Consider the following 22,306-nt stretch of genomic DNA (forward strand, 5'->3'; position numbering starts at 1 on the left):
TGACGGAATGCGCGGCGGTCCATTTGGGCAATAGAGTCAGTTGGGGTCCTCATCCCGAGCGGACGATGCGACGTGGTCTGATGCATGCCCCGGCGGCTTGTAGGTTTGGCCGCGATGTCGAGTGATGCAGCAGATGAGGCGACATACCGGGCCCTCGGGCTCACCGATGACGAGTACGACCTGATTGCGTCGACCCTCGATCGCGCGCCCAACCACCTCGAACTGGCCATGTACTCGGTCATGTGGTCCGAGCACTGCTCCTACAAGAGCTCGCGGATCCATCTGAAGCGCTTCCCCACGGAGGCCCCATGGGTATTGGTGGGTCCTGGCGAGGGAGCCGGGGTCATCGATGTCGGCGACGGAATCGCAGTGGCCATCCGAATCGAGAGCCACAACCATCCGAGCGCGATCGAGCCGCACCAGGGAGCTGCCACAGGTGTTGGCGGCATTCTGCGCGACATCTTCTCGGTCGGCGCACGACCGATCGCGGTCATGGATCCACTGCGGTTCGGCCCGCTCGAGGACGCGAGGTCGCGCTGGATCGCCGAGGGTGTGGTGTCGGGAATCTCCCACTACGGCAATTCCGTCGGGGTGCCGACGGTCGGCGGCGAGACCGTCTTTGACGAGACCTACGCTGACAACCCGCTGGTCAACGTGTTGTGCCTCGGCACCATGCCAACGGAGAGGCTGGTGCTCGGTCGGGCAGAAGGCACGGGCAACCTCGCGGTCCTGCTCGGCTCCTCGACCGGGCGCGACGGCATCGGCGGTGTGTCGGTGCTGGCCTCAGCGGGCTTTTCGGACTCTGAGGCCGACGCCGGTAAGCGCCCCAGCGTGCAGGTGGGTGATCCGTTCGAGGAGAAGCGGCTGATCGAGGCGTGCCTTGAACTGCTCGACCGCGACCTGGCCGTGGGAGTGCAGGACCTCGGCGGTGCCGGCATCACCTGTGCCACGTCTGAGACCGCTGCCAAGGGTGGCGCCGGCATGGACGTGGTGGTCAGTTCGATACCGGCGCGCGAACCCCACATGGAGCCCTTCGAGGTGATGACCTCGGAGTCCCAGGAGCGCATGCTCGCCATCGTGGAGCCGGCCAAGCTCGACGATGTGCTCGACATCGCGCGGCGCTGGGAGGTCACCGCCACGGTCATCGGCGACGTGACCGGAAGTGGCAAGCTCAGGGTGCTCGACGGCCCGGATGGCGAAGTGCTCGCGGAGGTGCCCGCCAGCTCACTCGAGCACGACGCTCCGCTGTATGACCGTCCGCGCGCCGAGCCCGCGGACCTTGCCCAGCGCCGGACCGACTCGGCTGATCGCCTCGATCCGGGTGACCCGGCTGCTGACCTTCTCGCCATGCTCGCAGGCACCGAGTGGGTCTGGTCCCAATACGACCACATGCTGTTCCTCAACACCGTCGCCGGGCCCGGCTCCGACGCGGCCGTGCTGCGCCTCAAGCACCCCACCACGGGTGCCGACACGGGGCGCGGCCTTGCGGTCACCACCGATGGCAACCACCTGTGGTGTGCGGTCGACCCCCGCGCGGGCGGTGCGATGACGGTCGTGGAGTCGGTCATGAACCTCGCGGTGGTGGGCGCTGAGCCAAGGGCGATGGTCAACTGCCTCAACTTCGGCAACCCGGAGCACCCCGAGGTGATGTGGCAGCTGTCCGAGGCGGTTGATGGACTGTCAGCGGCACTCGACGCATTCGGCGTGCCCTGCGTGGGCGGCAACGTGAGCCTCTACAACGAGTCCCGCGGCTCTGATATCGACCCCACGCCGATAATCGGGTTGCTCGGCGTGATCGCCTCGCTCGACGAGCCACCCCCGCCACCGACACTCGTCGACGGCGGTCGGCTGCTGCTGGTCGGCGACGCCCCGTCGGGCCTCTCGGGCTCTCGTTGGGCTGCGACAAGGGGTCACCGCGGCCGTGGTGAGCTGCCGGCGACCGACCTTGCCACCGCCGGCCGTACCGCCGCTGTCGTGCGGGACCTGGTTCGCCATCCGGCGGTGCTCGGTGCCCACGATGTCGCTTCCGGAGGGGTAGGCCTTGCCTTGGCCGAGATGTGTGCATCGGCGGGTATCGGAGCCACGGTGGCGAGGATCGCGGACCATGTGGAGCTGTTCTCCGAGGCGCCGGGGCGCGCTCTGCTCTGTGTCGACCCGGAGCAGGTGGCCGAGGTCGTCGCCACCATCGAGGCAGCCGGTGTGTCTTGTTCGCGCATCGGCGTGGCGGGAGGCGACTCGTTGTCGGTCAAGGGCCTGCTCGACCTGCCCGTTGCCGATCTGGTCGGCGCGTGGAGCGACACACTGCCGGACGCCCTCGGCTCGGGTACGACCCAGGGGTAACCGCCGCCGGGCCCGGCGCCCGGCTGGATCGCCGAGATGGTGGTCCGTAGCCTGTTGTGTACGCAGAATCGCCCTCTGGAGAGGGTGTGAGCCCAGGTGGGAGCAAGGCAATGAAACATCGGCGGAGCATATTGGGCGGCTTCTCGGCCCTTGTGGTGCTCGCGCTCGTGTCCACCGGTTGCCTGCTGCCGGGCCAGTTCGATCCCACCGGAGGTGCTCCCATCGGCAGCCTCGACCTCGTGGTCGACGCAGGCGGCGCGATCCGCGTGGTCGGTTGGGCACTCGACCCGGAGACCGCCGGCCCGATCGTGATCAAGGTCGGCTCCGAAGGGGTCGTGCACGACGTTGTGGCCGACAGCCCCCGGTCCGACATCGCTGCCGCCTACCCCGGCCATGGCGCAGCCCATGGTTTCGACTACACCTTCAGCGGCCTCGCTCCGGGCCTGCGCGGCATATGCGTGTGGGCCCCCAACACCGTCGGCGTTGGCGATGACCGGCTGCTCGGGTGCGCCAACATCGAAGTGTCCGACGGAACTCCGATCGGCAGCCTGGACTTCGCCACCTCGCTGGCGCCGCGCACCGTGACCGTCGGCGGCTGGGTGTTCGACAAGAACCTGGCAGGCAGCTCCGAGATCGTCGTGAACGTCGACGGCCAACTCGCCAACCGGTCCGTGGCGTCCAACTACCGGCCCGACGTAGGGACCGTGTTCGGCCGGCCCAACTCCGGGTTCCAGGTCGAGGTGCCCACCTCTGCGGGATCACACCAGGTGTGTGTGGCCACGTTCAACGCGGGTCCGGGAGTGGACAGGCTGCTCGGTTGCCGCACCGTGGTCGTCGCCGAGTCCACCGAGGAACGCCGGCCCGTCGGTGAGCTGACCGCGGTCACGCCGGCCTCGCACGGCACGGTCATGGTGACAGGCGAGGCGTCGGACCCCGACGGTTCCGCCGGGCTCCAGGTGCGCCTCGACATCGACACGGGTACCCCCGACGCGCAAAGTGTCACGCTGCCCGTCAGCGGTGGCGTGTTCAGTACGACCATCAACGGGCTCGAGGCGGGCCTGCACACGATCTGCCCGGTCGGGCTCGACGTCAACGGCGGGTTCGGAGTCACCGGCGACCGGGCCTTCATCTGTGGATCCACCGTGGTGGGTGAGCTCTCGGTGGGAACGGGAGGTGCTGCGTCGGACAAGAACTGGGTGGCGCCCTCGCAGGGGCACCCGCTACGTGATGCCGAGCGCGACGCCGGGGTTTCCGTCGAGCTGTCCGATGGCTCGGTGATGTGGTTCTTCGGCGACACCCTGGCCCGTGACTCCGTGGGCAACGTGGAGTACTTCGTCAACAACACAGCCGCCTGGGCGTCTGCAGGTGCCCCCACGGTCACCCGCGACGGCACGGTCGGCAACAACCCCGTGCAGTTCGTGTCGCCCCCGCCCGGCATGTGCGACGGAGCACAGTTCCCCACAGCGGCCCTCTGGCCGGAGTCGGCGGTGGCCGTGCCCCAGGGCGGCGGGACCGACAAGGTGCTCGTGTTCGCGTCGAAGGTCTGCCTCGGCACGAACTTCCTCGACATCGAAGCGCGGGGCATGGCGCTGGTGGAACTGGACTACGACAGCTCGTCGCCGCCGGTCGACACTCCCGTCACGGGTGCGGTGACCCAGGCGAACCTGTTCGACGCGACGGATCCCTATGGCCGCGGTGCCGTGCTCGATGCCGACGAAACGACGATCTACACCTACCAGTGCGGCCGTTTCGACCCGGCGGACACGTCGGACTGGGGGCCGTGCAACGTGGGTCGCGTCGACTTCGTTGACCGCACAGTTCCCGCCAACTGGGAGTACTGGGACGGCGGCGACTGGACCAGCGACGCGAGCTGGGTGGTCAGTGCGGCGTCAGCTGCGCCGATCGAATCGCCCACTGGCAGCGACGTAACCGTGCCCGTTGCGGCCTTCACCGTCACATACGACGCGGCACACAATGCCTGGCTCATGGTCTACAGCCCCTGGCCCGGGTTCACCGACAGGGTCGAGGTGCGCGTGGCCGACACTCCGGTGGGGCCGTTCAGCGACCCGGTCACCGTCTACCTGCCGGGTTGCAACGACACCACAGGCGGGGTCGCCTACTACTGCTACGCGGGTACGGCCCAGCCGAAGCTGAGCTCCACCGGCCTGCTTGGCGTCGGCTACTACGACCAACTGATCTCCGTGGCACCGCTTCGGGCGCAGTACGTGACGGTCACGGTGCCGTTCTCGGTGGTTGTGACCCCGGCGCCCTGAGCCCTGGACGCCCTCTCGCCGCGGACAACGTGTCGTCACAGACGACGGGTCGCCGCGGTCACAATGGGGCCGTGACCACGGGCAGATTCGCGCCGAGCCCCTCGGGGCGCCTGCATCTGGGCAATCTGCGAACGGCCCTGCTGGCGTGGTGCCTGGCCCGCCATGACGGCGGGCGGTTCCTGGTTCGGATGGAGGACCTGACCACACAGGCAGTGGCTGACCGCGATGCGGAGCAGTTGCGCGATCTCACCGCGGTCGGAATCGACCATGACGGCCCGGTCTGGCGCCAGTCGGAGCGAGGCGAGGCCTACCACTCGGCACTGCGGCAGTTGCAGGAGGCCGGTCTCACGTATCCGTGCTTCTGCACGCGCCGCGAGATCCGCGAGGCCGCCGTAGCGCCTCACGGCGCCTCTGTGGAAGGCGCGTACCCGGGAACCTGCGCCGCGCTGCCCGACTCCGAGGTGCGGGCGCGCACGGCCGAGGGTCGCGATCCGGCCACCAGGCTCCGCGCCAGGGGTGAGGTCGTGTCGGTGAGCGATTCGATGCTCGGCACGATCGAGTACCAGGTCGACGACTTCGTGCTGCGGCGCGGTGATGGTGTCGCCGCCTACAACCTGGCGGTGGTCGTGGACGACGCGGCCCAGGGCGTGGACCAGGTGGTGCGCGGCGATGATCTGGCCCCGACGACCCCCCGCCAGGTACTGCTGCAGCGCCTGCTGGGCCTGCCGACGCCCGCTTACGTACATGTGCCGCTCGTGGTCGGGCCAGACGGCGACCGGCTGGCGAAGCGTCATGGAGCCGTCACCCTCGAGGCCCTGGCCGGCTTGGGCATCGGGCCCTCGGGCGTGCTGGCCATGCTCGCCTGCTCCCTGGGGCTGGCCGGGCCGGGCGAGTCGGTCACGCCCGATCAACTGCTGCGACGGTTCGACCCCGATGACATCCCTGTGGAGCCGTGGGTCTACGAGGCGCCTGGGGGCAGCTGAGCCGGGTCGGCCGGTGTCACTGCGGTGTGCCACGATGGCATGGTGACCCCAGAGGGTGCCCCGGCCTCTACGTCCTCCCACGTTGGATTCGATCCAGCAGCCGCGTCAGCGGCCGACGCCGCCGACGGCGGCAAGCCACGGGAGGCCTGTGGAGTCTTCGGTGTCTACGCCCCCGGCCAGCCCGTGGCGCACCACGCATACCTGGGCATCTACGCCTTGCAGCACCGAGGGCAGGAATCGGCCGGCATCGCTACCTCCGACGGCAACCACCTGACGGTGGTGAAGGACATGGGCCTCGTGTCCAACGTGTTCGATGACCGCACGCTCGTCGCCCTCGACGGCGACCTGGCGATCGGCCACACCCGATACTCCACGACCGGCTCCAGCATGTGGAAGAACTCCCAGCCGGTGTTCCGCGACTGCGAGCACACGCAGTTCGCGCTGGCCCACAACGGCAACCTCGTGAACACCTCGAAGCTGGCGGAGGAGGCAGGCGTACTGCCGGGCACCGTCACGAGCGACACGGACGCGATGGCGGAGTGGATCAGCCGGGCGGTTGCCGAGCACGGCATCGATGACGACGGCGCCCTGGTGCCTGCCATGTGCGAGGTGCTGCCCCATTTCGAGGGCGCCTTCTCGCTCGTGGTGATGGACCGCAAGCGTGTCATCGGTGTGCGTGACCCGCGGGGTTTCCGCCCCTTGTGCCTCGGCAAGCTCGAGACAGGCTGGGTGCTGGCTTCGGAGACTCCTGCGCTCGACGTGGTCGGCGCCCACTTCGTGCGCGAGCTTGACCCCGGCGAGATGGTCGTGATCGACGACACCGGGGTGAAGTCGCACCGGCCGTTCGACGACGTGAGCGTCGATCCGAAGCTGTGCCTGTTCGAGTTCGTCTACTTCGCCCGTCCGGATTCACAGCTCTATGGGCGCAACGTGCACCAGGCCCGGGTTCACATGGGCGAACAGCTTGCTGAGCAGACCCCGGTCGAAGCCGACCTCGTGATGGGTGTGCCGGAATCCGGGATACCCGCCGCCGAAGGCTACGCGAGGCGCTCCGGGATTCCGTTCGGCCACGGGCTGGTGAAGAACCGCTACATCGGGCGCACCTTCATCGCCCCCAGCCAGGAGATGCGTTCGCTGGGCGTGCGGATGAAGCTGAACCCACTGCGCGACAACATCGCCGGCCAGCGGCTGGTGGTGGTGGACGACTCGATCGTGCGCGGCACCACGACCCGGTCGATGGTGCAGATGCTCCGCGAGAGCGGCGCCAAGGAGGTCCACATGATGATCTCCTCCCCGCCGTACCGCTGGCCCTGCTTCTACGGCATGGACACCGGCTCGCGGGGCGAGCTCCTGGCGGCCAACATGGAGGTCGACGAGATCCGCGACTACCTGGGTGTCGACACGTTGTCCTACCTGTCGCTGGATTCACTGATCGATGCCGTGGGTGCGCCCGGCGCCGGTTTCTGCACGGCATGCCTCACCGGTGACTATCCGGTGCCGATCCCGCCCGAGGCGGGCAAGGGTGTGCTCGAGGGCGGCGAGACCGAGGCGCCGGAGCCACAGTCGCTGTTCCAGGGCTCGATGTTCGGCGGCGGCGATGCGACCATGCCCGCCCAGGAGGCCGCCGGCTCGGCTGCCGCACGCACAGACCCGACGAGCGCGGGCCAACCGATGGACGGGGCAGATGGGTGAGACCTACGAAGCCGCCGGTGTCTCGATAGACGCCGGCGAGGAGGCAGTCGAGCGCATCAAGGCCGACGTGCGCTCCACATTCCGCCCCGAGGTGATCGGCGACATCGGAGGTTTCGGCGGTCTGTTCCGGTTCGACCCGAGCAGGTATCGCGATCCGGTACTCGTTTCCACCACCGACGGTGTGGGCACCAAGGCGATCGTTGCCCGCTCGGCCGGTCGGTTCGACACGATCGGCCTCGACCTCGTGGCGATGTGTGTCGATGACCTGGTCTGCCAGGGAGCCGAGCCGCTGTTCTTCCTCGACTACATCGCGGTCGGCCAGCTCGACCCCGACCAGGTCGAGCAACTCGTCGGAGGCATCGCCGAAGGCTGCCGGCAGGCGGGGTGTGCGCTGGTCGGCGGTGAGATGGCCGAGCATCCAGGGGCGATGAAACCCGGCGAGTTCGACCTGGTCGGTTTCGCGGTCGGGGTCGTGGAACGCGACGCCATGCTGCCCTCGGGTGTGTCCAAGGGCGACCTCGTGCTCGGGATCCCGTCGCCCGGGCTGCGCTCGAACGGCTACTCGCTGGCGCGGCGCCTCATGTTCGAAGTCGGTGGCAAGTCACTCACCGACCCGGCGTGGGACGATCCCCATGCGCCGACCGTGCAGGAGGAGCTCCTTCGGCCATCGGTCATCTACGCCCCGGCGATCCGGGCGCTGAGCGAGGCCGCGGAAGTCCACGCGGTGGCACACATCACCGGCGGCGGCTTGCCCGGCAACATCGTGCGTGTGTTGCCCGACGAACTCGACGCCTCGATCGACGAGTCGAGCTGGGAACCACCGCGCCTGTTCGCCGAGCTCCAGCGGCTCGGCGGGGTGGAGCCACAAGAGATGCGCCGGGTGTTCAACATGGGCATCGGCATGATCGCGGTCGTGCCGCCCGAAGCGTCCAACCGGGCGCTCGACGTATTGCGCACTGCGGGGCACCGAGCGTCGGTGATCGGAGAAGTCACAGGCGGTTCGGGCGAGGTTCGCTTCCCCTGACCGTAGGCGACACACGGTCAGTGACCGTTCGCCTGTATGTTCCGGGCCATGGCCGCATTCAGCAGACCCCCCGTGCACGGATCCCTGTCGTCGTTCGACGACTTCCCGGTTCACCAGACCGCGGAGACCGTGCGCCACGCCGTCACCTCCGACCGCAACTTCTATGACCGGTACTACTTCAACTGTCATTCCAACGACGGCGAGGCCTTCCTGATCTTCGGGTTGGGCCAGTACCCCAACCTGTCCACCACCGACTGCTTCGCGCTGCTGGTCACCGGCAACACCCACCGGGTGGTGAGGGCGTCGCGCGAACTGGGTGACCGGATGGACACGTCGGTCGGCCCCCTCTCGGTGGAGGTCGTCAAGCCGCTCGAGGAACTGCGCATCTCGTGCTTGCCGCGCAACGACGAAGAGGCCGCCCATGGCCTCTCATTCGACCTGCACTGGACGGGCTCGATTCCGGCCTACGAGGAGCCCCGCCAGTTCCAGCGCATGCACGGCCGCCCCGTGTTCGACACGATGCGCCTCGCCCAGACAGGCCGCTGGCAAGGACACATCGAGCTCGACGGCCGGACCTTCGATGTCACTCCCGATTCATGGTGGGGCACACGGGACCGCAGTTGGGGTGTGAGGCCGGTGGGTGAGGCGGAGCCACCCGGCATCCGCACGGAGGGCCAGATGCAGGGCTTCTGGAACTACGTTCCGATGCAGTTCGAGGACCACTCGATCATCTACATGGTCAACGAGCACGACGACGGTACGAGGGTGCTCGAGGAGGCGACCCGGATCTGGAACGACCCGCAGCGTGCCCCGGAGCACCTGGGCCGGCCTGAGCACGACGCCGTTCTCACTCCCGGCACGCGCCACGTGAGCGGCTCCACTCTGCTGTTTCCCGATGCTCCCGGCGGCGGCTTCAAGGTGTCGGTCGAGCCGATGCTCGAGGCGTGGCTGCTCCTCGGAACCGGCTACGGGATCGAGGAGGACTGGCGTTTCGGCATGTACCAGGGCCCCGAAGAGGTCGTACAGGTGGTCGAGATCGACTACGAGCGCGATTCCGAGCGTCTGTTCGGGCTGGTCGACCAGGTGGGCCGCTTCACCCAGAAGGGCGGCCAGTCCGACGGTGCAGTCGGCTTCGGCTTGCACGAGTTCTTCTTCGTGGACACGTTCAGCCGCTACGGCCTTTCGGGCTGGGACCCCACGCTCGCAACGCAATGGGATGACGGCTGAGAGTCGCACTACCCTCGCCGCGATGGCCGATACACCCACCCCTGCCTACTCAGTGCGTATCCGCGTCCGGATGAGCAACCAGCCGGGCATGCTCGGCAAGGTCGCTATAGCCATCGGCGAGGTCGGCGGCAACATCTCGGCCCTGCAGGGCTTCGAGGTGAAGACCGCCAGCCTGGATGAGGACCTGGTGGTCAACTGCACCAGCGAGGCCCACCAGGAGCAGGTGCGCACTGCGCTCGAGGAGCTCGACGGCATAGAGATCCTCGACTTCGAGGACCGCACCTTCCGTATGCACGAAGGCGGCAAGATCGAGGTGCTGTCGCTGGCGCCTGTGCGTGATGTGGAGGACCTCTCCATGGCCTACACCCCGGGCGTGGCCCGCGTGTGCCGCGAGATCGAGAAGAACCCGGCTGCGGCGCACGACTACACGATCAAGAAGAACACCGTGGCCATCGTCACGGACGGCACTGCGGTGCTGGGCCTGGGCGACATCGGCCCAGCAGCGGCCATGCCGGTGATGGAGGGCAAGGCGCTCCTGTTCAAGCACTTCGCGGGTGTCGACGCGTTCCCGGTGTGCCTCAACACTTCTGACACCGAGGAGATCATCGAGACCGTGAAGCGCCTGGAGCCCACGTTCGGTGGGATCAACCTCGAGGACATCGCGGCGCCCGGTGCGTTCGAGGTCGAAGAGCGCCTCGATGCCGAGATGGACATCCCCGTGTTCCACGACGACCAGCACGGCACCGCGATCGTTACCCTCGCAGCGCTGGAGAACGCCCTTCGGATCGTCGGCAAGCAGATGGGCGACATCAAGGTCGTCGTGGCCGGCGTCGGTGCGGCCGGCGTGGCCGTATCGAAGATCCTGATGAACGCGGGTGTGGTGAACATCGTGGGGTGTGACCGGCAGGGCGCTGTGCACACAGGTCGCGACGGGCTCAACGATTCCAAGCAGTGGTTCGCCGAGAACACCAACCCCGAGGGCCTCACGGGGTCACTGGCGTCGGTCATGCCCGACTCCGACGTGTTCATCGGGTTGTCCGGCCCTGACCTGATCACCGTCGACGACGTCGCCTCGATGGCCAGCGACCCGATCGTGTTCGCGATGGCCAACCCCGATCCGGAGATCCGCCCCGAGCTGATAGCCGACATCGCAGCCGTGATCGCGACGGGTCGCTCCGACTTCCCGAACCAGATCAACAACGTGCTGGCCTTTCCCGGTGTGTTCCGGGGTGCCCTTGATGCCGGAGCCACCCGCATCACGGAGAACATGAAGGTGGCCGCAGCCCGGGCGATCGCCTCGGTGATCTCCGCGGAGGAACTGGCGTCGGACTACATCATTCCGTCGGTGTTCCACCAGGGCGTGGCGCCGGCAGTTGCCGAGGCATGCGCGGCGGCGGCCGAGGCGGATGGAGTGTGCCGCCACAGTTGACCCACCGGCACAGCGGCCAAGGCAGCGCACACGGCCGCGGCCGTCAGGTGTCCCAGGGTTCCCAACTCTCGGCGCGGTAGAGGTGGTCCGCGGCCTTGGTGTTGCACACAGCCTCGTACCGCTGCTGCCAGGAGCAGCCCACAGCGTCGAATCGCCAGTCGTGCACCCTCACGATCTGGAAGCAACCAGCGGCGCTGCTGCGGGCATTCTGTGCATCGGGCTGGTTGCGCGACTCCCGCCACACGATCGCCCGCGCCGTCTCCTCGTCTCCCGAGAAGTGCACAAGGGCGCTGTAGCAGTCCGGCGGTTGCGTCGTGCTGGCGGCCTCGTCGGCAGCCGCAGCGGCCGTGGAAGACCCGGTCCCGTCGTCGCCGAGGGATCTGAGGGCGAGCACGCCCAGCAGGAGGGCCCCCACGCCGCAGGTGACTGCGACCACCCGCAGGGGCAGTGGGCGGGGCGGTGCCTCTGAGGGCTGCATCCCGCAGTCTTCAGCTGCTGCGAACGGAGCGGCCCGCAGGCGTCGAGGCGGTTTGGGTGGCGACTTCGCGGCGAAGAACGAGTTCCGCCCCGTGGAGGCGATCGAGGTCGTCGAGCAGCATCCGTGACACGCCAGAGAAGCTAGCGCCGCGTGTCGGCGGCTGTCGGTGCGCTCGACGCCGGCGGTCAGCACGCGAGCGAAGCCCCCGCCGGGGCGGGGGCTTCGTCGATGTGGTCGGGACCGGCGTCGATCCGGTGACCTACCGCTTTTCAGGCGGTCGCTCTGCCAACTGAGCTACCCGACCGTGTTGTCCGAACCCTAGGTTCGGTTGCGGTCCCGACGAGATTTGAACTCGCGACCTCCGCCTTGACAGGGCGGCGTGCACTCCAAGCTGCACCACGGGACCAATCCGTGCCACCAAAGGGTGGACGCACCCCCAACGGGATTCGAACCCGTGTTACCGCCTTGAAAGGGCGGCGTCCTGGGCCGCTGGACGATGGGGGCTCGCACCCAATGGGAGCCGAGTCAACATAGCAGCACACCGGCGGCCTTCCAAAGGACAACAAGGGGCCCGGAGCTCAGTTGGCCGAGCCCCCGACGTCGTCGCCGGGTAGGTCCTCGATGGTCGAGTTGAGGGGCACCACGATCACCTCGAGGAGGTAGCCGAGGTACTCGTACACGGCGTAGGTGTCTGCCATGTCCTCGGCGATGTCAGGCATCGCGTGGTCGTTGTCGATTCCGAGCAGCGTGCCGAGAACCAGGCGCATGTCGTTGATCGAGCGCATCCAGGCCATGAGCTCCTCGGCGGTGAGGCTCGTCGCCCGGAGTGTCTCTCGCAGAGTGGCGATGGCAGCGGTGCGGTTGTCCATCAATTCGGGAGTCGCCAACGCCGCGTAACCCTCGTTGCGCTCCTCATCGTCCCCGTAGGGGGGAGGGAACAGTCTTGTGAGCAGCGGGCTGTCGCTCTCGAGGAGTGCCTCGAGCTCAGCGCACATGTGCTCGAGCATGTCGAGCACCGACGGGTCGAGCTCGATGGAGAAGTCACCTGACGGCTCGCGGCGAATGGGCTGGGGAGGCATCAGTCCTGCTGCATCGTGGCCCACAGGCCGTGTTCGTGGAGGCGGAACACATCGCGCTCCGCTTCGCTGCGCGAACCCGACGAGACGACAGCCTTGCCCTCGTTGTGCACCTGCAGCATCAGCTTGTGGGCCTTGGACTCGGAGTACCCGAAGAGCTTGCGGAAGACGAACTCCACGTAGCTCATCAGGTTGATCGGGTCGTTCCACACGAGCACGACCCAGGGGGTGGCCACCTGTTCGGCCATGCCCAGGTCGGGCTCGCGGACCTCCTGCGGGGCGGTCGTGCTCACACTTCGAGACTACCTGCGGGAGTGCGCTCGGACGCCGGGGTGATCCGCCACAGCCCCAGCTGGAACCAGGTGGCCGAGATGGCGATGCATGTGGCGCCGACAATGTGGGCGAGCACCAACCAGGCCGGGATGCCGAGTTCGTACTGTGTGTAGCCGATGGCCCCCTGGGCCACGATCACGCCGAGCAGCACCCGCCCCCGCCGCTGTACCGCAGCAGGCGCGCCGTTGCGGTACAGCCCCACCAGCAGCACCACCACGAGCAGGCAGAACAGCCAGGCACTCAGGCTGTGGATGCGTGCCGCGTCGGGGATGGCCACCGAGAACCGCCGTGCAGAGCCGTCTCCGGCATGGGGGCCGGAGCCGGTCACCAGAGGCCCCGTGACCGCGAGCACGAGTGCGCCAGCCGCCATCGCAAACCAGCTGAGCCGTACCTCGGCGGGCTTCACCAGTGCTGTCGCACGGCCGTCGTCGGTCGCGCCCGCGCGCCACACCAGCACGGTGGCGTCGACCACGAGGATCATCGACAACAGGAAGTGGCCCGCCACCGACACCGGGTGCAGGTGTGTCAGCACGGTCACGCCACCGAGCACGATCTGGGCGACCACGCCGGCGACAAGGCCCCATGACAGCCAGACGAGGTCGCGGCGTCGGGGAGCCAGCATGTAGGACCCGAGCACCGCCGCGGCCACGCCGATGGACACGAGGCCGGTGAACAGTCGGTTGATCTGCTCGACCGCCTGGTTGGGCGTCGAGATCTCGATGAACTGGCCCGGCTCGCAGTTGGGCCATTCAGAGCAGCCCATCCCCGAGCCCGTCAGGCGCACCGCTGCGCCGCTGACCACGATCGCGCACAGCAACAGCAATGCGACCACGGCCACGCGCCTGTAGGCGGCCAGGCTCAGGGTTCGCCGGGGTGTGGGGGCGTCGGGCGACACGCCTGAAGCGTACGGCCGGCCGTTGCCGCAGGGCCATACGCGCCCGTGTGACGCAGGTCCTGTCGGCTGAGCCCTCCCTGTGCTGGCGCTGTGCGCGGCAACCTCCTACTTTTGTGGCCGTCATGGTCGCCCCGGCACTTCCCGCACGGCAGTCGATCGGCGCCAAGGTCGGTGCGTACATCGCGCTGACCAAGCCGCGGATCATCGAACTGCTGCTCGTCACAACCGTCCCGGTGATGGTCGTGGCCGAACAGGGCTTCCCGTCGGTCTGGTTGATCGTGGCCACGGTTGTCGGTGGCTCGCTGAGCGCCGGTGGTGCCAACGCGATCAACATGTACGTCGACCGCGACATAGACGCAGTGATGCAACGCACGCGCAACCGTCCGCTGGTCACCGGCGAGATGACCCCGTCGGCCGCCCTCGTGTTCGCCATCACGCTCGAGGCAGTTGCCTTCGTGTGGTTGTGGGCGTTCGTGAATCTGCTCTCTGCGGTGCTGGCCCTCGCCGCCTGCCTCTTCTACGTGTTCATCTACACCCTCTGGCTGAAGCGAACCTCCACCCAGAACATCGTGATCGGGGGAGCGGCAGGCGCCGTGCCCGTGCTCATCGGTTGGTCCTCGGTGACCAACACCGTGTCGGTGTCGGCGCTGGTGCTGTTCGGGGTCGTGTTCTTCTGGACACCGCCGCACTTCTGGGCACTGGCGATCAAGTACTCCGACGACTACTCGGCGGCCGACGTGCCGATGATGCCCTCGGTTCGTTCCCTCGAGCACACCACCAACCAGATGCTGGCCTACACGGTGGTCGTGGTGGCCACCTCGCTCCTGTTCGGCTGGACGGCCTCGATGGGCCTCATCTACTGGGTCTCCGCGGCGGTGCTGGGAGCGGCCTTCCTGCAACTCACATGGGCGGTGCGTCGCTCATTGCAACCCCAGGACGCAGTTAGGCTGTTCACGTTCTCGATCACATACATCACCCTCCTGTTCGGCCTCATGGCCGTGGACGTCCTGGTTCGGTACGGGTGGTAGCAGCGATCGTGGAGCGGGTCCGGTTCCACACGGTTCCTGACGTTTTTCCAAGGTTGCGCGGCGCCGCGGTAGTGTCGCCCCGCACGCACCGGCCCACTCCTCGGCCGGGCCGAACGAGGTCTTGAGGAATGGCAATCACCGAGACGAAACCCCCTGAGGCGCCCCAGACCGAGGGCGCAAGCGAATCGTCCCCCACCGGCAGAAGGCCGGGTGAGCTGGAGAGCCTGATCGGAACTGCCGACCACACAACGATCGGTCGCCTGTACGTAGGGTTCTCGCTGCTGCTGGTCGTCGCCGGGCTCATCGCACGGGTGCTCATCGGACTCGACGGCGCCACCGACAACGGCATCCTCGGCAGCGTCTGGGCGTTGGTCAACAACAGCTCGCTGGTGGCGTTGGTGTTCCTGGGGGTCGTTCCACTGCTGGTCGGCATCGCCACGATCATCGTTCCCCTGCAGGTCGGCTCACCCACCATCGCCTTCCCCCGAGCCGCGGCGCTGGCAATGTGGACCTGGCTGATCTCGGCTGCAGTGTTCATCACCTCCATGGCCCTCGACGGCGGCATCGGCGGCAATGACTTCGATGCCAGCGTGCTCGGCAACGCGTCCTTCGGAGCCATCGTCGTCTCGCTTGCCCTCGCATCGGTCTGCATCGCAACCACGGTCGTGACCCACCGCCCGGCAGGCCTCACCCTGGCCCGCACGCCGCTGTTCGCCTGGTCGATGCTGGTCGCCTCGGCGGTGTGGATACTGTCGTTCGGCTCGGCGATCGCCTGGTCGGTCATCGGCCACCTGGGTGCGGATTCCGCACCGGCGCTGCTCGACAACTTCGCGGTTGGTCTCGGATGGCTGCTTCGGGGTCCGGCTGCCTACATGCTCGCCATCCCGGTACTCGGCCTCGCCGGCGATGCCATCAGCGCCGCCACCGGTCGCCCGCTGCGCAACTACGGCACTTTCCAGGCGCTCATCGCCTTCTATGGCGTGTTCTCCTTCGGTGCATGGGCCCAGAGCCCGGAGTCGGTCGACACGCTGCTGTGGGCGCTGTGGGCGCTGGCGATCATGGTTCCGCTGCTCGGCCTGCTCGGCGGGCTGGCGGAGTCGATGCGCCACGGTCCGGTGAGGATCACCGCTGCCGTCGTCGGCTCCCTGCTGGCGCTGGTCAACCTCCTGCTGGCCGGACTCGTGGGGCTGCTCATGGCGCTCGACACCGCAGGTTCGGGCAACCTCTTCGACTTCGGGCCCCTGCAGCTCGGCACCGCCCAGACAATCCTGGTGTTCACCGCCGCGCTGGCGGGCGGCCTCGCGGCCCTGGCGCACTGGTCCCCGCAGGTCTGGGGCACCCAGGTCAACGACCAGATGGCTGCGGCCTCCATCGGTGCGGTCGACGTGGGCGGCGGCATCGTCGGGCTCACGCTACTGATCGAGGTGCTGGTGCAGGCCGGCGGCAAGGACACCGCCGATGCGATCTTCGGCGGGTTCGAGGCGGCAGGCGCGGTCATCGCTCTGGCCGGTGTGGTCGCATCGCTGTTCGCCTACCTCGGAGCCTCCCGCGAGGAGTCAGTCGGCGACGGTGACGATGAGCCGGTGGTCGGCCTCACCCTCGAGTGGCAGGTGCCTTCACCTGCCATCGCCGGGGCCCGCACCGCTGAGCTGCCCGTCATCGACTCCCCATACCCGTTCCACGAGTCCGAGGAGGACGCCTGATGTCAGAGGCCGCCCTCGCCCTGCCGGCCCCACCCAGAGGCCGCCGCCGCGAGCTTCTCTTCGGCACCGCGTTCGCCACCTCCGGCGTCGTGATGCTGATGCTCACCCTCGTTGGCGCCTACCTGAGTGCCCGCAACGCGGGCGGAGCCGATTGGCTCTCCCAGAACGAGCTGCCGCTCACCCAGCCCAACATGCAGTTGTTCGGCCTCGCCCTGTCGGTCATCACCATCCAGTGGGCGGTCTACTCGATCAACAACGATGACCGCACCAGCACGCTCGTGGCCCTCGCTGCAACGCTCGTGCTCGGAGCTGCGTTCATCAACCAGACGGTCTTCCTGTTCAGCTTGGCCGGTGTAACCGCCGATCAGGCCGAGGGCACCCTGTTCTATGCGGTGACCGGCGGCCAGCTCGCCATGGCGGTGATCGCGATGGTGTTCGTCGTATTCGTCTCCTTCCGGGCGCTCGGGGGCCAGTACTCGAGCCGCAACCCCGACGGCATCGCTGCTGCAGCGGTCTTCTGGGACGCCATGGTCGCGGTCTACGCGGTCGTGTGGGTCGCCGTCTACATCATGAAGTGAGCTTCAGATGATCACCCGAGGTTCCAAGTTCTTCTACACAGCCGCAGCCGTGGGGTATCTCTCCGCGCTGGTCTATGGCTTCCTCACGGGCGCCTCCGACCAGGGCGGCGTCACACAGGTGTTCAGCGACGGCGGCATCGTCGATTCGATCATCGGTCCCCTCAGCTTCGGCTGGAAGGGCTGGGTCGGTGAACACGTCGGCTACACGGTGCTGATGTCGTTCTCCGCCGTGATGCTCGTACTCGGTGGCTTCCACACCGCATTCCGCGATGGCGACGCCGAGGCCCTTGCCGAGGTCGAGGGAGTCGAGGTCGCCGACCTTCCGGCTCCCACCCCGCCCATGGGTCTGAGCATCTGGCCGCTCACCGTTGCACTTGGCATCGGCGTCGGAATCGTGGGACTCGCACTCTCCACCTTCCTGTTCTGGGCCGGCGTGGTGCTCGTGGCCGCTGGAGCCCTCGAGTGGACCGTGCGGGCCTGGTCCGAGCGGGCAAGCGGCGACTCGGCCGCCAACGCCGGATACCGCACGCAGCTGCTGGCGCCGATGGAGATCCCCATCGCCGCCGTGCTGGTGATCGCGGTCATCGCCGTGGCCGTGTCGAGAGTGCTCCTCGCGGTTCCGAAGTCAGCTGCCGTCTATGTGATCATCGTGCTCGCAGCCGTGGTGTTCGGCGTCGCCAACCTGCTGGCGCGCCGCCCCGACCTGCGGGGCAGGGTCGTCGGTGTCGTGACCCTGGTCGGTGTGCTGGTCATCGTCGGAGCAGGCATCGCCGGACACATCAGCGGCGAACGTGAAATCGAAGAGCATCACGAGGGAGCCCTCGTGGTCCTCGAAAGAGGTGGGAATGCGTAACAAGCGCAACGCAGCGATCGCCCTCGTACTGGGGGTAGTGGCTTGTCTGGTCGGAACATGGCTGCTCCTGCGCGGGGCGACCAGTCTGGTCACCTTCCCGCTGAACACCCTCAACCCGCAGGGCCGCAAGGCCGAGGACATCTACGACCTGGTGCTCAAGGTGTTCGTGATCGCGGGCGTGATCTTCGTGATCGTCGAGGTCGGCATCCTGTGGATGGTCAACCGGTTCCGCCGCACCGACGGCGACGTCGAGGGCGTCGACGAGCCGGTGCAGGTGCACGGCAACACCGGCCTCGAGATCGGCTGGACCATCGTGCCGGCGCTCATCCTCGCAGTCCTCGCGGTGTTCAACGCCAACACGATCCTGCGGATGGACAACGTCAACGACGACGCCCTCGACGTCACGGTTGTCGGCCAGCAATGGTGGTGGGAGTTCCGCTACGACTTCGACTCCGATGGAGTAGTCGATGTAATCACAGCCACGCAGTTGGTGATGCCCGAGGGACGCGACGTGGAGCTGTCGATCCAGTCCCGCGACGTGATCCACTCGTTCTGGATCCCGGCGCTCAACGGCAAGAAAGATGCCGTGCCGGGCCGCACCCAGCCCCTCGTGCTCCAGGCCGACCAACCCGGGATCTACTCGGGGCAGTGCACCGAGTTCTGTGGCCTGTCGCACGGAGTGATGCGCATGCAGGTGAAGGTGCTCCCCGAGGACGAGTGGGAGGAGTGGAAGGGCGTCATGCTGGACGTGCCCGACCAGCCCGCCGCGGACGATACCGATGCGCTCGAAGGCCAGGAACTCTTCGTGCAGCAGTGCACGGGGTGCCACCAGATCGATGGTGTCGCCCCTGGCGACACGGCACCGCTGGAGTACTCCAAGACTCCTGACCCCGACTACGGCGCGACTGTCGGCACCGGACTCACCGCACAGAACGCCCCCAACCTCACGCACCTGATGATGCGCGACACGTTTGCCGGCAGTCTGCTCCCGCTCTACGAGGGCGGGTTGGCAGCAGACGAGACCTCCACCGACCCTTCGGACGTCGCGGCTGTGCCGGAGAGAGAGCCCAATACAAACAACCTGAAGCGCTGGCTGCGCAACCCGGAGGACATCAAGCCGATGGACCCGGACAACGGCCAGGGCATGCCCAATCTCGGTCTTTCCGAGGACCAGATCGACAAGCTTGTCGCCTTCCTCGTGACCCTCAAGTAAGCCCCACGCCAGAACCTGTCAGGCAAAGGATCCCGCACAGATGAGCACGATCTCACAGCGTTCACCGCTGGCACTGCCCCCCGGGGCCGACCAGCCGAGTGGCAACCCACTGGGCTTGTTCGCACGGCCCACCGCCACCTCCGGGTGGAAGTCTTGGTTCACCACCGTCGACCACAAGAAGATCGGCATCATGTACGGCGTCGCGGCGCTGTTCTTCTTCCTCGTGGGTGGCTTCGAGGCGATCCTGATCCGCCTCCAGCTGGCGGTGCCGGGCAACGACCTGCTCTCTGCCGACCTCTACAACCAGGTCTTCACGATGCACGGCCTCACGATGGTGTTCCTCGTGGTCATGCCGCTCGCCGCAGCATTTGCCAACTACCTGCTGCCACTGCAGATCGGTGCACGTGACGTCGCATTCCCCCGCATGAATGCGCTCTCGCTGTGGGTGTGGCTACTGGGTGCGATCTTCTTCAACACCTCATGGCTGTTCGGCGGTGGTGCGGACGGCGGTTGGTTCGGTTACGCCCCCAACTCGGGCGTGGCGTTCACACCTGGCCACGGCATGGACTTCTATGCGGTCGGCCTGCTGATCATGGGCATTGGCTCCACCGTGTCTGCGGTCAACCTGACCGTGACCGTGCTCAACATGCGCACCCCCGGCATGACACTGATGAAGATGCCGGTGTTCACCTGGATGACCTTCATCGTGCAGGTCCTGTTGGTGTTCGCGCTGCCGGTCATCACAGTGGCGCTGTTCCTGCTGATGTTCGACCGCCTATTCGGTGCATCGTTCTTCGACGCATCCAAGGGCGGTGATCCGTTGCTCTGGGAGCACCTGTTCTGGATCTTCGGTCACCCGGAGGTCTACATCATGATCCTGCCCAGCTTCGGCATAGTTTCCGAGGTCCTACCGGTGTTCTCCCGCAAGCCAATCTTCGGCTACCCGTTCATGGTGGGTTCCGGCATCGCCATCGGCTTCATGGGCTGGGGTGTTTGGGCGCACCACATGTTCGCTTCCGGTATGGGACCGATTTCGGTGCTCGCCTTCTCGCTGGCCACGATGTTCATCGCAGTGCCCACGGGCGTGAAGATCCTCAACTGGTGCGCAACGATGTACGGCGGCCGGCTGAAGTTCACCGTGGCGATGCTGTTTTCGGTTGCGGTGGTAGCGATGTTCACCATCGGTGGTCTCTCCGGCGTGGCACACGCGGTGGCGCCTGCTGACACCCAGCAGCACGACACCTACTTCATCGTGGCGCACTTCCACTACGTGCTGTTCGGTGGTGCGCTTCTCGGGCTCTTCTCCGGCATCTACTTCTGGTACCCGAAGATGTTCGGAATGTTCCTCAACGAGAAGATCGGCAAGTGGCACTTCTGGCTCATGCTGATCGGCTTCAACGTGACCTTCGCTCCGATGCACATGCTCGGTTTGCAGGGAATGATGCGCCGTACGTTCACCTACACCGACAACCAGGGCTTCGACATCTGGAACCTGGTCGCCACCGTCGGTGTGGGAATCCTCACCGTTTCGATCCTGATCTTCATCTGGAACGTGATCCACAGCTACCGCGCCCACAAGGCCGACGCCGTCGACCCGGGCCCGGACCCGTGGGATGCCAGGTCGCTGGAGTGGATGATCCCGTCACCCACGCCCGAGTACAACTTTGACGAACTGATCGTCGTCGAGGAGTTCGACGAGTTCTGGCACCGCAAGTACGGCCACGACGAAGACGGCCGCCTCGTACGCATCGCCAAGACCGAAGACGTCGTTCAGAAGCCGGGCGCCACGGGTGTCCACCTGCCGTCGCCGTCGTACTGGCCCCTGGTCATGTCCGTGGGCCTGCCGCTGGTGGGCTACGGACTCATCTTCAACCTCTGGTGGTGCGTGCCGGGCGCACTCCTGTTGATCCTGGGCATCTTCGGATGGGTGCTGGAGCCTGCGGATGACCCGCACGGTGGCCACGAGCACCACGACGAGCCCGAGCCCGACCGCGACGCCGGCTCGGCCGGCGAGCTCGTCGAGGGCGACGCGGAGGCCGGTGATGCCGCCGAGGAAGCCGCGGCGCCCGAGACCGAGGAGGCCCCCGTTGGCTGACGTGCCCGAAGTAGCACTCGAGCCTGTCGAGGACGTCGAGTTCCCCGACGACTCCCACGCCACGTCGACCGGCATCTCCAACCCGAAGCTGGCGATGTGGGTCTACCTGTCGTCGGACGCCCTCCTGTTCGGCGGGCTCATCTCCACCTACCTGATCTACAAGAACCGTGCCGGGGAGATCCCCGGCTTGTCCGGCAGCTCGACGCGGATCTCGGAGCTTTTCGACATCCCGTTCACGTCGATGACGTCGTTCATCCTGTTGATGTCATCGCTCACGATGGTGCTCTCGGTCACCTCCACGATGCGCGGTGACCACACCCGCATGAGGCTGTGGCTCGGGGCAACGGCGCTGCTCGGCTCGCTGTTCCTGGGTGGGCAGATCTACGAGTTCACCGTGTTCGTGAGGGAAGGCCTCGGCTTCACCACCAACGTGTCGTCGTCGGCCTTCTTCACGCTGACCGGGTTCCACGGCGTGCACGTCCTGATCGGCATCCTCATGTTGGTGTCGATGATCGGCATGAGCTTCAGACAGAAGATGCAGGCCGAAGCCGTCGAGGTTCTGGGCCTGTACTGGCACTTCGTCGATATCGTCTGGGTCGTGATCTTCACGATCGTGTACCTGATTCCCTGAGGAGCACCCTGTGAGCACAGATACCACAGACACAGGCGTCGAAGACGACCGCCACATGGGCCACCTCGACGAGGGCCACACCCATGGCCCGACGGACGGCCAGTACTTCGGCATCTTCTGGGTGCTGTTCGCAATCACGGCCCTCGAGGTCTCCACGTACTTCTGGGAAAGCTGGTTCGGCGAGGGCGACAGCGTGCGCCGCTTCGGCGTGGCGGTGCTCCTGATCCTCATGCTCGTGAAGTTCTTGCTGATCGCCGGCTACTTCATGCACCTGAAGTTCGACGCGGCTCTGCTGCGTCGCACTTTCGTGTTCGGTTTGATCATCGCTGTGGCCGTCTACACGGTCGCCCTCACGGTGATGAACATCTGGACCGACAATGGCAACCCGTGGTTCGACGATCCGCCGCCCGCGATCACGACCACCACGGTCGCCGAGGGCAGCTGAGCGCCGGCCG

At 66.9% G+C, this 22,306-nt stretch carries 18 protein-coding genes, 3 tRNA genes and 1 pseudogene; 15 read left to right on the top strand and 7 right to left on the bottom strand.

The features are described from left to right. Positions 1-84: 84 nt before the first annotated feature. The 7 genes and pseudogenes from purL to GY812_07265 all read left to right on the top strand — a co-directional run bounded on the left by purL (position 85) and on the right by GY812_07265 (position 10,968). Positions 85-2,340, top strand: coding sequence for a phosphoribosylformylglycinamidine synthase subunit PurL (gene purL / locus GY812_07235; GenBank protein ID MCP4435276.1), 2,256 nt, complete (start codon positions 85-87; stop codon positions 2,338-2,340). Between the two features lie 131 nt (positions 2,341-2,471). Beyond that, on the top strand, positions 2,472-4,613 hold the full coding sequence (locus GY812_07240; protein ID MCP4435277.1) for a DUF4185 domain-containing protein: 2,142 nt from the start codon (positions 2,472-2,474) through the stop codon (positions 4,611-4,613). Positions 4,614-4,684: 71 nt separating this feature from the next. Then, positions 4,685-5,596, top strand: coding sequence for a tRNA glutamyl-Q(34) synthetase GluQRS (locus GY812_07245; GenBank protein ID MCP4435278.1), 912 nt, complete (start codon positions 4,685-4,687; stop codon positions 5,594-5,596). Positions 5,597-5,635: 39 nt separating this feature from the next. Next, positions 5,636-7,288 carry an amidophosphoribosyltransferase gene (gene purF / locus GY812_07250; GenBank protein ID MCP4435279.1) on the top strand — a complete coding sequence of 551 codons (1,653 nt, stop codon included), beginning with the start codon at positions 5,636-5,638 and terminating at the stop codon, positions 7,286-7,288. Next, a complete protein-coding gene (locus GY812_07255) occupies positions 7,281-8,312 on the top strand; it encodes a phosphoribosylformylglycinamidine cyclo-ligase (GenBank protein MCP4435280.1) in 1,032 nt (343 codons plus the stop codon). The genes purF and GY812_07255 overlap by 8 nt, the downstream gene beginning before the upstream one ends. Before the next feature lie 48 nt (positions 8,313-8,360). Continuing rightward, a pseudogene (locus tag GY812_07260) lies at positions 8,361-9,458 on the top strand (hypothetical protein). Between the two features lie 103 nt (positions 9,459-9,561). Further along, positions 9,562-10,968, top strand: a complete 1,407-nt coding sequence (locus GY812_07265) for an NAD-dependent malic enzyme (protein MCP4435281.1) — start codon at positions 9,562-9,564, stop codon at positions 10,966-10,968. A gap of 43 nt (positions 10,969-11,011) precedes the next feature. Here GY812_07265 and GY812_07270 read toward each other — a convergent pair whose 3' ends face one another. The 7 genes from GY812_07270 to GY812_07300 all read right to left on the bottom strand — a co-directional run bounded on the left by GY812_07270 (position 11,012) and on the right by GY812_07300 (position 13,750). Next, positions 11,012-11,446: a hypothetical protein gene (locus tag GY812_07270; GenBank protein MCP4435282.1), complete on the bottom strand. Its 435-nt coding sequence runs from the start codon at positions 11,444-11,446 to the stop codon at positions 11,012-11,014. A 231-nt stretch (positions 11,447-11,677) separates the two neighbouring features. After that, positions 11,678-11,750, bottom strand: a tRNA-Phe gene (locus tag GY812_07275). A gap of 27 nt (positions 11,751-11,777) precedes the next feature. Continuing rightward, positions 11,778-11,852, bottom strand: a tRNA-Asp gene (locus GY812_07280). Positions 11,853-11,877: 25 nt separating this feature from the next. Continuing rightward, positions 11,878-11,950 (bottom strand) — tRNA-Glu (locus GY812_07285). A gap of 74 nt (positions 11,951-12,024) precedes the next feature. After that, positions 12,025-12,525, bottom strand: coding sequence for a DUF2017 family protein (locus tag GY812_07290; protein ID MCP4435283.1), 501 nt, complete (start codon positions 12,523-12,525; stop codon positions 12,025-12,027). Further along, entirely contained in the window at positions 12,525-12,770 is a 246-nt protein-coding gene (clpS, locus tag GY812_07295) for an ATP-dependent Clp protease adapter ClpS (GenBank protein MCP4435284.1), read from the bottom strand. Before clpS ends, GY812_07290 begins: the two co-directional genes overlap by 1 nt. 41 nt (positions 12,771-12,811) lie before the next feature. Then, entirely contained in the window at positions 12,812-13,750 is a 939-nt protein-coding gene (locus GY812_07300; GenBank protein MCP4435285.1) for a heme A synthase, read from the bottom strand. 122 nt (positions 13,751-13,872) lie between these two features. On the opposite strand from GY812_07300, the gene GY812_07305 reads away from it, so the two are divergent. The 8 genes from GY812_07305 (at position 13,873) to GY812_07340 (ending at position 22,296) form a co-directional block, all read left to right on the top strand. Next, entirely contained in the window at positions 13,873-14,778 is a 906-nt protein-coding gene (locus GY812_07305) for a protoheme IX farnesyltransferase (protein MCP4435286.1), read from the top strand. Positions 14,779-14,906: 128 nt separating this feature from the next. Then, a complete protein-coding gene (locus tag GY812_07310; GenBank protein ID MCP4435287.1) occupies positions 14,907-16,481 on the top strand; it encodes a hypothetical protein in 1,575 nt (524 codons plus the stop codon). Beyond that, positions 16,481-17,059, top strand: a complete 579-nt coding sequence (locus GY812_07315) for a hypothetical protein (protein MCP4435288.1) — start codon at positions 16,481-16,483, stop codon at positions 17,057-17,059. Before GY812_07310 ends, GY812_07315 begins: the two co-directional genes overlap by 1 nt. Positions 17,060-17,066: 7 nt before the next feature. Continuing rightward, positions 17,067-17,912, top strand: coding sequence for a hypothetical protein (locus GY812_07320; protein MCP4435289.1), 846 nt, complete (start codon positions 17,067-17,069; stop codon positions 17,910-17,912). Beyond that, positions 17,905-19,125 (top strand): cytochrome c oxidase subunit II, encoded by a 1,221-nt coding sequence (gene coxB / locus GY812_07325; protein MCP4435290.1) that lies wholly within the window; start codon positions 17,905-17,907, stop codon positions 19,123-19,125. The genes GY812_07320 and coxB overlap by 8 nt, the downstream gene beginning before the upstream one ends. A 40-nt stretch (positions 19,126-19,165) precedes the next feature. Continuing rightward, on the top strand, positions 19,166-21,220 hold the full coding sequence (gene ctaD, locus GY812_07330) for a cytochrome c oxidase subunit I (GenBank protein MCP4435291.1): 2,055 nt from the start codon (positions 19,166-19,168) through the stop codon (positions 21,218-21,220). 94 nt (positions 21,221-21,314) lie between these two features. After that, complete coding sequence (locus GY812_07335; protein ID MCP4435292.1) at positions 21,315-21,851, top strand: cytochrome oxidase subunit III; 537 nt, start codon at positions 21,315-21,317, stop codon at positions 21,849-21,851. Positions 21,852-21,861: 10 nt separating this feature from the next. Then, positions 21,862-22,296, top strand: coding sequence for a cytochrome C oxidase subunit IV family protein (locus GY812_07340; protein MCP4435293.1), 435 nt, complete (start codon positions 21,862-21,864; stop codon positions 22,294-22,296). The last annotated feature ends 10 nt before the right edge of the window (positions 22,297-22,306 follow it).

It is taken from the genome of Actinomycetes bacterium (genome assembly GCA_024222295.1).
Taxonomy (GTDB): Bacteria; Actinomycetota; Acidimicrobiia; order Acidimicrobiales; family Microtrichaceae; genus JAAEPF01.

Bases quoted from the DNA above. Each gene is read 5' to 3' on its own strand.
- GY812_07305 (MCP4435286.1), top strand. From the start codon at position 13,873: ATGGTCGCCCCGGCACTTCCCGCACGGCAGTCGATCGGCGCCAAGGTC.
- GY812_07265 (MCP4435281.1), top strand. From the start codon at position 9,562: ATGGCCGATACACCCACCCCTGCCTACTCAGTGCGTATCCGCGTCCGG.
- GY812_07255 (MCP4435280.1), top strand. From the start codon at position 7,281: ATGGGTGAGACCTACGAAGCCGCCGGTGTCTCGATAGACGCCGGCGAG.
- purF (MCP4435279.1), top strand. From the start codon at position 5,636: ATGGTGACCCCAGAGGGTGCCCCGGCCTCTACGTCCTCCCACGTTGGA.
- ctaD (MCP4435291.1), top strand. From the start codon at position 19,166: ATGAGCACGATCTCACAGCGTTCACCGCTGGCACTGCCCCCCGGGGCC.
- GY812_07335 (MCP4435292.1), top strand. From the start codon at position 21,315: ATGTGGGTCTACCTGTCGTCGGACGCCCTCCTGTTCGGCGGGCTCATC.
- coxB (MCP4435290.1), top strand. From the start codon at position 17,905: ATGCGTAACAAGCGCAACGCAGCGATCGCCCTCGTACTGGGGGTAGTG.
- clpS (MCP4435284.1), bottom strand. From the start codon at position 12,770: ATGGCCGAACAGGTGGCCACCCCCTGGGTCGTGCTCGTGTGGAACGAC.
- GY812_07310 (MCP4435287.1), top strand. From the start codon at position 14,907: ATGGCAATCACCGAGACGAAACCCCCTGAGGCGCCCCAGACCGAGGGC.
- purL (MCP4435276.1), top strand. From the start codon at position 85: ATGCCCCGGCGGCTTGTAGGTTTGGCCGCGATGTCGAGTGATGCAGCA.
- GY812_07320 (MCP4435289.1), top strand. From the start codon at position 17,067: ATGATCACCCGAGGTTCCAAGTTCTTCTACACAGCCGCAGCCGTGGGG.
- GY812_07270 (MCP4435282.1), bottom strand. From the start codon at position 11,446: ATGCAGCCCTCAGAGGCACCGCCCCGCCCACTGCCCCTGCGGGTGGTC.
- GY812_07315 (MCP4435288.1), top strand. From the start codon at position 16,481: ATGTCAGAGGCCGCCCTCGCCCTGCCGGCCCCACCCAGAGGCCGCCGC.
- GY812_07290 (MCP4435283.1), bottom strand. From the start codon at position 12,525: ATGCCTCCCCAGCCCATTCGCCGCGAGCCGTCAGGTGACTTCTCCATC.